Raw genomic sequence first — 10,447 nt, 5'->3', positions numbered from 1 at the left:
CACCCGGGGTCGAGTACGCCGGGGACCAGCTCGCCCAAGACCGTTCGGGGCGCGCGGCTGAACGGACTCACTCCCGCTCAGTCCACAGGAACGGTGCGGCTTGGCCCAAAGGTGCCAATTGCTGCGACGAAAGCGGTCCAGGTGGTGGTCGGGAAGAGGAGTACGGGGCCCTCTGGGGACTTGGAGTCGCGGACGGGGGTGACGTCGGGGTGGCCGGGGGCGATCTCGACGCAGTCGCCGCCGGTGCCGTTGCTGTAGCTGCTCTTGCGCCACTTCGAGGCGCTCAAGTCAATCTCGTGGCTTGCCATTTCGATAGTCCTCTGCCGCAGCCTCGATCATGGCCAGGGACGCCTCAGGCGGCAGTGCGACGGCCCTGAGCAGATCGTACGACTCCCGGTACTGCTTCACGAGCGCCGGATAGTCGATGAGTTGGCCGCTGTGCAGACTCTCGGCGTACACCACCGGAGGGGCGTCCGTGAAGGTCATGAACTTGGTCATGCCCATCATGAACGGATGGGCGGCGGCGGTTTCCGGAACGATCTGCAAAATGGAGCGCGTGGTCCTGACCAGCTCTGCGATGTGCCCCAGCAGCTCTGTCATCTGCTTGTCCGGGAGGGCCGGGCGACGGATCAGCGATTCGTCGAGGATCGCCCAGAACTTCGGCGGGTTCTCCGAGTCGAAGAGTTCCGCCCGTGCCATCCGGGCGTTCACCTTCTTCTCGACCTCCTCGTCCGACGCCCGGGGCATGGCCGCCCGTACGATCGCCCGCGCGTAGGCCGCTGTCTGTAGAAGCCCAGGCACCAGCATCGGCGCCCACTCCTCGATCGTCTCCGCACGCCGCTCCATCTCCGCCACGTCCGCGAAGTACTCCGCGTGCCCCGACTGCCGTGCCCTGCGCGCATCTTCACAACGCCGCTCGAAAAAGCCGTCCGTGCCCAGCTTCTTGTCGACGTGCTGGGCCAGATCCAAGGTCATGCGCCGCTCCCCGCGCTCGATCTGGCTCAGGAAGGGCACGCCTCGGAAGCTTCCCTCCGCCAACTGTTCGAGAGTCAGGCCGGCCAGCTCCCGCTGATAGCGCAACTCGGCGCCGTAGAAGGAGGGAACGTTCGCCGACGCGTCGGGATCCTTACGGGAGGGCACAACTCACCACCGCCATTTGCCAATTGCTCTGCGCAACCCGAACCCCTTTCACGGTACGCAACTCCACGCCAGTGTGTGACCAGTTCATCACGCAACGTACGTATGCATGCACCGGAGGCGTACCCCATGCACGACCCCCAACCCGCCGATCCCCCCACCGCCGACGACATGGAACGCGGCGTGGACGAACTCCGCGCCGCCCTCGCCGCCCACGGCATCACGCTCCCCTCCCTGCGCGTGGACCTGCCGAGCTTCGCGGGTACGTACCCGCCACCGGCAGGGCTGGTCGCACTCGGCAACTGCAACACCGCCACCGCGCGCCGGCTCGCCGCCGTGCTCCGGAAGGCGGCCGAACAGTGAACGCGCCACCGCACCTTGAGCTCGATCTGCTCGCCTTCCCGAAGGCGGTGCCGGACTTGCGTCGCGCCGTACGGCAGCACCTGGGGGCACCCTGTGCGGACGTCCAGCTCTGCGTCACCGAGCTGGTCGCCAACGTCATCCGGCACGTGGGCGAGGGTGCGCCCGTCCGCGTACGGGTGGTTCGCGTGGACGGCCGTACCCGGGTCGAGGTCGCCGACCCCGACCCGCGCGCCCTCCCCGTCCTCCTGTGCGCTACGGGTGGCGATGAATCCGGGCGAGGCCTGGCCCTGCTCGACGCGATGGCGCTGCGGTGGGGTGTGGAGCAGGGGGAGGCGGGCAAGACGGTGTGGTGCGAACTGGGGGAGGCGGACTACGCTTAGTCCAGCACTTAGTCCACCCCTTGGATCCGCTGATCGTGAGGCCGTCATGGAAGCAGGCCGGCAGTACAACGTGCATGAGGCCAAGACGCACTTCTCGCGCATCCTGGAGCAGGTCGCGACGGGAGAAGAGGTCGTGATCAGCAAGGCGGGGGAGCCGGTGGCCAAGGTGGTTCCACTGCGGCCCAAGGTGCGGCGGTCGGGGCGGGGGTCGCTCCGGGGGCAGATTCACATCCCGGACGACTTCGATGACCTCCCGGACGACATTGCCGATGCCTTCGGGGTGCGCTGATGAGGCTTTTGCTCGACACGCACGTGGTCCTGTGGTGGCTGGACGACTCCCCCGAGCTGTCGGGCGAGATCAAGGATCTCCTTGACACGGAGCCCGGGGTGTACGTGAGCGCGGTGACACCGTGGGAGATCGCCATCAAGCAGTCGCTGGGGAAGCTCGATGGTCCGGGGGACCTCGCCGAACGGGTTCGCGACAGTCAGTTCACCGGCCTGCCCATCACGGCGGGGCACGGGGTGCGTGCCGGACGGCTTCCCGCACATCACCGCGATCCCTTCGACCGCATACTGATCGCCCAGGCGCAGATCGAGGGCATGACCCTGGTGACGCGGGACAAGTGGATTCCGCAGTACGACGTGCAGGTCATGGCTGCCTGAGCGGGGGTGCGCCTTCCGTGCCCGGGCTGGGCTGGAGCCGACCGGAGCGTTGCGGTTGCCGAGGGCACAGGCGGTTCCCGATCGGCGCGGCGATCTGATCGACGAGGTGGGGAGCGGCGGGCGATCCCCACCTCGGGTGGGGATGGTAAGTGGTATGGCAACGAAGAAGTACACCGTGACGCTGCCGGAGGAACTCGCCGAGGAGATCCGGCAGGAGGTCGGGCCCGGCGGGTTCAGTGCCTACGTCACTCATGCCATAGAGCGTCAGCGGGAGCAGGACCGGCTGGGGGAGCTGGTGGCGTGGATGCAGGAAGAGGGCGCGCCGCTCACCGAGGAAGAACTGGCGGTGGCCGAGGCCGAGCTGCGCGAGGCCGAGCGGCACTTCGCCGAGCGTGATGCCTCTGGTGGCGGCCTTCCGCTGGCGGGCTGATGGGAATCGACTGCCTGGTGCTGGACAGCGAGGGGCTGTCGCGGGCGGCCCTGCGTGAGCGCTCGATGACAGCTCTGCTCGCGGCCGCCCACGGAAAGGGTCTCCGTGTGGTGACCAGCTCGATGACCCTGATCGAGGCCTACCACGGCCAGGTCCGACGTCCGGCTTGGACGTGGGCGATGTCCCGCATTGTCGTGGAACCCGTGACGCGGGAGGTTGCCGATGCGGCCATCGCCTTGCTGGAGGACTCCGGGCCGCACGGTCACAAGTACGCGATCGATGCGGCGGTGGCGGTGATCGCGGGGCGACAGGCCGGGAACGTGGCGCTCTATACGTCGGACGAGGACGACATGAAGAAGCTGTGCGGGGCGCGGGTGGCGGTCAGGGGGCTGTAGGGCGGGCGTGGCCGAACGTTCGATGGGGGCCGAGCCGGGTGGGCCCGGCCTCATCGGGGAGTGGCTGAGTTACGGGGCGTGCGAGTCCAGCGGGGCTACGACGGTGTCCTGCGGGCTCACGGGTGCGTGTTGGTCGGCCAAGGCCGGGCTCGCGGCGGCGGCGGTGGCGCCGAGCACCAGGGCGATGGTGGCGACGATCTTCTTGGTACGGGTCATTCCAGCTCCTGTGGGAGAGGGGACTGCCGGACACCAAGTGACGCTAGCGACAGGGGGGGCGATTGTTCGAGGGGCTCGAACGGGTTCCCGCCATGGATTGGCCTGAACCTCCTGCCGAGGCATGTCCCGGACATGCCTCGGCCGCGGTGGCTCCCCCTCCGCGCCACCGCGGCCGATCCCCGTCAGGATGAAGGTCTACTTGTTGTCCAGGCCCAACGACGGCGGGGCGGGCATGCTGTTGTCCATCGTGGTGATGGTCGTGTCCTTGGCGGGTTCACTGGGCATGCTGTTGTCCAGCGTGGTGACAGTCCCGTCCGTCGCCGGCGGAGTGGGCATGCTGTTGTCCATCGTGGTGATGGTCTCGTCTGTCGCCGGCGGAGTGGGCATGCTGTTGTCCAGCGGCTTGGCGTCCGCTTCGTTCTTCTTGTCGCTCATGGATTCAGATCCTCTGCTGTTGTGACAGTGGAGTGAGGAACGCCCGCCCAGAGGCTCCCCCGAGGGCTGCTGGACGGGCGTTTCGGAGCCGCACACACTAGCGGGTTGGCCCCTGGTCAGACCGTCTGCCCCCCGACGCGACGGTGTGACTGGTAAGAGAGTGCCGGGCGCCGATAAACGAATGCTGAACGTCCGCAATCGCCTCGTGCGGAGCCCGGCATCTATGCCACTGCCGTGGGTGGTGTGAGCAGCGCGCGTACCTCGTCTGCCTCCTCGGCACCGCTCTGCTCATAGAGGTTGAGCGCCTCCTGCCAGCAGGCCCTCGCCCGGTCACGTTGCCCCAAGGTGGTGAGTGCTCGCCCGAGGAGCGTATGGATGTTGCCCCGCATTCGGTCGCCGCCGACGCAGCCCAGGGCGAGGGCCTGTTCGGCGTGCTGGGCCGCTCGTGCGGGATGGCGGGCGGCGAGATGGACCTCGGCGATCCGGAAGTGGGTGTTCCCCTCCCAGAGCCGCTGCCGATGCTCGGCGAAGATGCTCTGGGCATCGGAGTACTGGTTGAGGGCCTCCGTGTGACGGTCGGCCTTGGTCAGCGCCAAGCCCAGGGCGAAGTGCGCGTTGGCGCGGCGCATCGGCCTGCCCATCTCGGCGTGGACAGCGAGGCTGTGCTGTGCGATCTCGATCGCCTTCGCAACGTTGCCCATCCCCAGGTAGGCGCGGGAGAGATTGGCCAGCGTGACGGCTTCGTTGAGCCTGTTGCCGTCCGCGTGGTAGCCCTCGATCGACTGCTCGAAGAAGGTCTTGCCGTCCGCATACCGTCCCTGGTGCAGGGAGATGAGTCCTCGGTCGTTGGCCGCCCAGCTAATGGCGATGTCGTCCTGCGCGGAGGCCGCACGTTCCATGGCGAGCTGTGCCTGCTCCTCCGCCTGCTGGATGCGGCCGGAGACCAGGAGGACATTGGTGAGGGTCGTCCGTGCTCTGCCCTCCGCGTGGGCGTCCCCGGCAGCCTGCGTGGCCTCGCACGCCGCCCTCGCGGTCGTCTCGTACTGGTGGGAGTTGGCCCCCGACTCGGTGAGGTCCTTGGCGGCCCAAAGGAGATCGACGGCACGCCGGAGTCTGTCCGTCTCCGCGGACTGCCGTACGCAGGCCAGCAGCGGAGCCGCCTCGTTGTACAGCCAGTCCAGGGCAGCCGCTCCTTCGGTGAACCGCAACCCTTCGTGTGCGGTCGGCTCCAGGTGATCCACCAGCCGATCACCAGGCCGTTCAATCGCGTAAACCCCCGCGGCGGTGGCCAGATAGAAGTCCAGCAGCCGAGACATAGCCGCATCCCGCTCACTTGGCGGCTGCTCATCCCTCTCCGCACAAGCACGCGCGTAGAGCCGCACCAGGTCGTGATACCGGTACCGACCAGGCGCCGCCGACTCCAGCAACGACGTGTCGACGAGGGACTCCAGCATGTCCTCCGTTTCCTCCACCGGAAGATCCAGCACCGCCGCAGCCGCAGCCAGGGAGACGTCCGGCCCGTCCGCCAGCCCCAGCAGCCGGAAGGCGCGGGCCTGTGCCGGCTCGAGCTGGCCGTACCCCAGCTCGAACGTCGCCTTGACCGCGAGGTCGCCCGCCTGGAGTTCGTCCAGGCGGCGGCGTTCGTCGCCGAGCTTCGCCGCCAGTACCGACACCGTCCACGTCCGCCGCGCAGCCAGTCGCGACGCCGCGATGCGGATCGCCAGCGGCAGGAACCCGCATGCCGCCACCACGTCCAGCGCCGCCTTCCGCTCGGACTCCACCCGCTCCCGCCCCACGATCTTCGTGAAGAGCTGGAGCGCCTCCTCGGGGGACATCACGTCCAGGTCCACCAGATGCGCCCCCGCCAGGTCCACCATCCGCACCCGCGAGGTGACCAGTGCCGCGCACCCCTCCGTCCCCGGGAGCAGCGGACGTACCTGGGCGGCGTCCCGGGCGTTGTCCAGCAGGACCAGCACGCGCCGCCCGTCCAGCACCGACCGGTAGAGCGCCGAGCGTTCCTCCAGGGAATCGGGGATGGCGGAATCGGCAGTCCCCAAAGCCCGCAGAAAAGCCCCGAGCACCGTCTCCGGCTCAGCCGCGCGCGACCCCGCCCCCTGTAGGTCCACGTACAACTGCCCGTCGGGGAACGCCCCCCGGGCCTGGTGAGCCACATGTACCGCGAGGGTCGTCTTTCCCACGCCCCCGATCCCCGCCAGGGCCGATACGGCCATGACCCGGCCCTCGTCGGACGAGGCGGATGCCAGGACGTCGCTCAGCTCGTTCACGAAGGAGGCGCGGCCGGTGAAGTCGGTGACGGTGGCGGGGAGTTGGGCGGGGCGGACCGGTGTTGTCGTGGGCTCCGCGGCCGGAGCGGAGGGTTCGGCCAGGCCCGGGTCCGCCTGGAGGATGCGCTGCTGGAGTTCCTTCAGGCCCGTTCGCGGGTCCACTCCCAGTTCGTCGGCAAGCAGGCGCCGGGTGTCCGCGTACACGGCGAGGGCCTCGGCCTGCCGCCCCGAGCGATACAGCGCGAGCATCAGCAGCTCGCGCAGGCGCTCTCGGAGCGGATGCGCGGCCGTGAGCGCGGTCAGCTCCGACACGGCCTCCGCGTGGCAGCCCTGCTCCAGGTCCATGTCCAGGCAGGTTTCCAGGAGTTGAAGACGGAACTCCTCCAGGCGCGCCCGCTGCGTGTCCGCGGAAGGGCCCGGCATGTTCGCCAGCGGCTCCCCCTCCCACAGGCTCAGCGCCCGCCTCAGCACATCGCGGGCATGGCAGAGATCGCCGGCGTTGCGAGCCTTCTCGGCGTCGGCCGCGAGTTCCTGGGCCAGCGCGAGGTCGAGCGTGCCGCCGCTTCCGGACAGCCGGATCGCGTAACCGCCGGACTCGCTGACCAGGATCTCGGGTCCCAGCGTCTTCCTGAGCCGTGACGCGTACGTACGGACGGTGGCCAGTGCCTGGAGCGGGGGCTCGTCCCCCCACAGGGCGTCGATCAGCTCCGCGGCCGTGGCCGTACGTCCTTCGCGGAGCAGGAGGAATGCCAGCAGGGCGCGTTGCTGCGGGGACCCCGCCGGCAGGAGATCCTCCCCGCGCCAGGCGCGCACCGGGCCGAGCACGCTGAAGCGCAACGCCGCGGGCTCCGTGGAGCCGGGGCGCTGCTGCTTCGGTACTCGCGGCACACCGTCCATCGCTGTCCCCCTGCCGAGCCGTCAATACATCAGTACAGCGAGGCCAGTTTGCCTTGTTCATGGCGGATGCGTCAGCTGTGGGAGACAGCGATCACAGGCGGCCGTGCGGGACGGCACAAGGTCCTCACACAGTTTCCCCACACAACCGCACAGGCTCGATCAATTCGGATGCCCGGACAGGGGAGCTGACGGGGCGTCAGATCGGCGCTACCGTGAGCCGTATGGAGACCATCGAGACACTCCCGACCGTCCCGAAAACCTTCCCGAAGATCATCTCCGTCGACGACCACACCGTGGAGCCGCCCGGCGTCTGGCGGGACCGGCTCCCGGCGAAGTACCAGGACACGGGGCCGCGCATAGTCCGCGCACCGCTGAAGGAGATGACCTTCCTCGGCGGCAGGTTCGCCCCGGTGATGGGTAGGCCCGGCGACGACGGGCCGATCGGTGACTGGTGGGTGTACGAGGACCTGCACCGGCCGCTCACCCGCCTCGACACCGCCGTCGGCTACGACAGGGACGAGATACGGCTCGAAGTCATCACGTACGAGCAGATGCGGCCAGGGTCGTACGACGTCCCGCAGCGTCTCGCCGACATGGACGTCAACCACGTCCAGGCCGCCCTCTGTTTCCCCACTTTCCCCCGGTTCTGCGGGCAGACGTTCACCGAGGCCAAGGACCGTGAGCTGGGTCTGCTCGGGGTGCGCGCCTACAACGACTGGATGGTGGAGGAGTGGTGCGGACCGGCGGCGCACGGCCGGCTCATTCCGCTCACGCTCGTCCCCCTCTGGGACCCCGTACTGGCGGCGGAGGAGGTACGCCGCAACGCCGCCCGTGGCGTACGCGCGGTCGCCTTCTCCGAGATACCGCCGCACCTCGGGCTCCCCTCCGTCCACACCGACGAGTGGGACCCCCTCCTCGCGGCCTGCGACGAGACCGGCACGGTCGTCGCCATGCATATCGGGTCCAGCAGCCGTATGCCGTCGACGTCCGCCGACGCGCCGCCCGCCGTCGGCTCCACCATCACCTTCGCCAACTGCTGTTTCTCGATGGTGGACTGGCTGATGAGCGGGAAGTTCGAACGCTTCCCGAACCTGAAGGTGATGTACGCGGAGGGGCAGATCGGCTGGATCCCGTACATCCTCGAACGCGCGGATGTGGTGTGGGAGGAGAACCGCGGCTGGGGCGGCGTCGCCGACAAGGTCCACCGTCCGCCGTCCGAGCTCTTCGCCGAGCACGTCTACGGCTGCTTCTTCGACGACGCCTTCGGGCTGAGGAACCTCGACGCCATCGGGGTCGGCAATGTGCTCTACGAGACCGACTACCCCCACTCCGACTCCACCTGGCCCGAGTCCAGGCAGGTCGGCGAGGCCCAGATGGGGCACCTCGAGGCGGACGTGGTCGAGCGGATCGTGCGGGGCAACGCGATCGAGCTGCTGGGGCTGACGCAGGACGGGCTGTGGGCGCCATGAGTCGCGCCGGCAGTCGGCTCCTCTATGGGATGCAGCTCCCGATCCAGTCCCAGAGCACGATCTACGCCGAGCCCTGGGAAGAGGACGGGACCCCTGCCGACCTCGTCGAGATCGCCCGCGCCGCCGACCGGGCCGGTTTCGCGTACGTCGCGAGCTGCGACCACGTCGCCATCCCGCGCCGCCTCGCCCCCGCGATGGGCACCATCTGGTACGACCCTCTCGCCACCCTCGCCTTCCTCGCGGGCGTGACCGAGCGCGTACGGCTGCTCAGTCATGTCGCGATCGTCGGGCTGCGGCATCCGCTCGTCACGGCCAAGCAGTACGCGACGCTCGACCACCTCTCCGAAGGCCGGCTGATCCTCGGGGTCGGGGCCGGGCATGTGCGGGAGGAGTTCGACGCGGTGGGGGCCGACTTCGAGCGGCGGGGGGCGGTGCTCGACGAGGCGATCGACGCGTTGCGAGCCGCGCTCGGGCCCGATGAATTCCCCGTCCACCACGGCAAGTTGTACGACTTCGAGGGGCTCGGGCAGCGGCCCCGGCCGGTCCAGGAGCGGGTGCCCGTGTGGGTGGGCGGCTCCTCGCCCGCCGCCGTGCGCCGGGCCGCCGTCAGGGGTGACGGATGGCTGCCGCAGGGGGATCCGCGGGAGCGGCTGCCGGAGCAGATCGCCAAGCTGCACCGGATCAGGGCGGAAGCGGGGGTCGACGCCCCCGTCGTCGTCGGCGCCATCACCGAGCCCCTGTACGTCGGGACCCCCGGCTGGAACGTCGGGCGGCGCACGCTGCACGGGGCGCCCGAGGCGCTCGCGGAGTCGCTGCGGGCGTATCGCGCGATGGGTGTGCACCAGATCCAGGTGCGGTTCCGCAGCAGGAGCCGCATCGAACTCACCGACCAGATAGCGGCGTTCGGCGCCGATGTCGCACCTCACCTCGGCTGAAGGAGAGACATGGGCAAGCTGGACGGACGCGTCGTTCTCGTCACGGGCGCGGCGCGCGGGCAGGGTGAGCAGGAGGCGCGGCTCTTCGTGGCGGAGGGGGCGCGGGTCGTCGTCGCGGATGTGCTCGATGGCCAGGGGGAAGCGCTGGCCAAGGAGCTCGGTGCGCTCTATGTCCACCTCGACGTGAGCGAGGAGGGCGACTGGCACGCTGCCGTGGCGGCGGCGAAGGGCGCGTACGGACGGATCGACGGGCTCGTCAGCAACGCCGGAATTCTGCGCTTCAACGAACTGGTCGACACGCCCCTCGACGAGTTCCAGCAGATCGTGCAGGTCAACCAGGTCGGCGTCTTCCTCGGCATCAAGACCGTCGCGCCCGAGATCGCGGCGGCCGGCGGGGGCACGATCGTGAACACGGCCTCGTACGCGGGGGTCACGGGCATGGCGTGCGTGGGCGCCTACTCCGCGACCAAGCACGCCATCATCGGGCTGACCCGTGTCGCCGCCCTCGAACTGGCCGCCAAGAAGATCCGCGTCAACGCCGTCTGCCCGGGGGCCATCGACACGGCCATGAGCAACCCGGGCCAGCTCGACCCGGACGCGAACACCGAGGAGACCTCGGCGGCGCTGGACGAGCTGTACCGCACGCTCGTGCCGCTCGGGCGGATCGGGCGGCCGGAGGAGGTGGCGCGCCTCGCCCTCTTCCTCACCGGGGAGGACTCCTCGTACATCACGGGGCAGCCGTTCGTGATCGACGGGGGATGGCTGGCCGGAGTGAGTGTTCTCTGACGATCCATCAGCTATTGACGCTTCACGGAGGCGGTGGAACAGTTCGGCTGTGTGAA

Annotated in this window: 14 protein-coding genes; 9 read left to right on the top strand and 5 right to left on the bottom strand. The window is 69.2% G+C overall.

The window, feature by feature from the left end:
• Positions 1–77: 77 nt before the first annotated feature.
• Together AB0D57_RS40830 and AB0D57_RS40825 are read right to left on the bottom strand one after the other, a co-directional pair.
• Entirely contained in the window at positions 78–308 is a 231-nt protein-coding gene (locus tag AB0D57_RS40830; RefSeq protein WP_362085875.1) for a DUF397 domain-containing protein, read from the bottom strand.
• Entirely contained in the window at positions 289–1,140 is an 852-nt protein-coding gene (locus tag AB0D57_RS40825) for a helix-turn-helix transcriptional regulator (protein WP_362085872.1), read from the bottom strand. Before AB0D57_RS40825 ends, AB0D57_RS40830 begins: the two co-directional genes overlap by 20 nt.
• Positions 1,141–1,266: 126 nt before the next feature.
• On the opposite strand from AB0D57_RS40825, the gene AB0D57_RS40820 reads away from it, so the two are divergent.
• From AB0D57_RS40820 to AB0D57_RS40795, 6 genes are all read left to right on the top strand, one after another.
• Entirely contained in the window at positions 1,267–1,500 is a 234-nt protein-coding gene (locus tag AB0D57_RS40820; protein WP_362085869.1) for a hypothetical protein, read from the top strand.
• The gene (locus AB0D57_RS40815; protein ID WP_362085866.1) at positions 1,497–1,880 is read left to right on the top strand and encodes an ATP-binding protein; all 384 of its coding nucleotides are present in this window, start codon (positions 1,497–1,499) and stop codon (positions 1,878–1,880) included. The genes AB0D57_RS40820 and AB0D57_RS40815 overlap by 4 nt, the downstream gene beginning before the upstream one ends.
• Positions 1,881–1,926: 46 nt before the next feature.
• Positions 1,927–2,169 (top strand): type II toxin-antitoxin system prevent-host-death family antitoxin, encoded by a 243-nt coding sequence (locus tag AB0D57_RS40810; protein WP_362085863.1) that lies wholly within the window; start codon positions 1,927–1,929, stop codon positions 2,167–2,169.
• Positions 2,169–2,543, top strand: a complete 375-nt coding sequence (locus AB0D57_RS40805; RefSeq protein WP_362085860.1) for a type II toxin-antitoxin system VapC family toxin — start codon at positions 2,169–2,171, stop codon at positions 2,541–2,543. The genes AB0D57_RS40810 and AB0D57_RS40805 overlap by 1 nt, the downstream gene beginning before the upstream one ends.
• A gap of 154 nt (positions 2,544–2,697) precedes the next feature.
• Positions 2,698–2,973, top strand: coding sequence for a hypothetical protein (locus AB0D57_RS40800; RefSeq protein WP_362085857.1), 276 nt, complete (start codon positions 2,698–2,700; stop codon positions 2,971–2,973).
• Positions 2,973–3,368 carry a hypothetical protein gene (locus AB0D57_RS40795; RefSeq protein ID WP_362085854.1) on the top strand — a complete coding sequence of 132 codons (396 nt, stop codon included), beginning with the start codon at positions 2,973–2,975 and terminating at the stop codon, positions 3,366–3,368. The genes AB0D57_RS40800 and AB0D57_RS40795 overlap by 1 nt, the downstream gene beginning before the upstream one ends.
• A gap of 69 nt (positions 3,369–3,437) precedes the next feature.
• Here the strand turns inward: AB0D57_RS40795 and AB0D57_RS40790 are convergent, their stop codons facing one another.
• The 3 genes from AB0D57_RS40790 to AB0D57_RS40780 form a co-directional block, all read right to left on the bottom strand.
• Positions 3,438–3,584, bottom strand: coding sequence for a hypothetical protein (locus AB0D57_RS40790; RefSeq protein ID WP_362085851.1), 147 nt, complete (start codon positions 3,582–3,584; stop codon positions 3,438–3,440).
• A 195-nt stretch (positions 3,585–3,779) separates the two neighbouring features.
• Positions 3,780–4,019: a hypothetical protein gene (locus AB0D57_RS40785; RefSeq protein ID WP_362085848.1), complete on the bottom strand. Its 240-nt coding sequence runs from the start codon at positions 4,017–4,019 to the stop codon at positions 3,780–3,782.
• Between the two features lie 221 nt (positions 4,020–4,240).
• Positions 4,241–7,201, bottom strand: coding sequence for a BTAD domain-containing putative transcriptional regulator (locus AB0D57_RS40780; RefSeq protein ID WP_362085845.1), 2,961 nt, complete (start codon positions 7,199–7,201; stop codon positions 4,241–4,243).
• A 221-nt stretch (positions 7,202–7,422) separates the two neighbouring features.
• Here AB0D57_RS40780 and AB0D57_RS40775 point away from each other — a divergent pair, with 221 nt between their 5' ends.
• Genes AB0D57_RS40775 through AB0D57_RS40765 form a run of 3 tightly spaced genes read left to right on the top strand, consistent with a single transcriptional unit; the run spans position 7,423 to position 10,391 of the window.
• Complete coding sequence (locus tag AB0D57_RS40775) at positions 7,423–8,670, top strand: amidohydrolase family protein (protein ID WP_362085842.1); 1,248 nt, start codon at positions 7,423–7,425, stop codon at positions 8,668–8,670.
• 29 nt (positions 8,671–8,699) lie between these two features.
• Entirely contained in the window at positions 8,700–9,605 is a 906-nt protein-coding gene (locus AB0D57_RS40770) for an LLM class F420-dependent oxidoreductase (RefSeq protein ID WP_362085839.1), read from the top strand.
• 9 nt (positions 9,606–9,614) lie between these two features.
• A complete protein-coding gene (locus AB0D57_RS40765; RefSeq protein WP_362085836.1) occupies positions 9,615–10,391 on the top strand; it encodes a glucose 1-dehydrogenase in 777 nt (258 codons plus the stop codon).
• The last annotated feature ends 56 nt before the right edge of the window (positions 10,392–10,447 follow it).

The sequence above is a fragment of the Streptomyces sp. NPDC048275 genome (assembly GCF_040652275.1).
Classification (GTDB): Bacteria; Actinomycetota; Actinomycetes; order Streptomycetales; family Streptomycetaceae; genus Streptomyces.
Note: the sequence above shows the minus strand (reverse complement) of the source record. Positions and strands in the feature narration are given on the sequence as shown.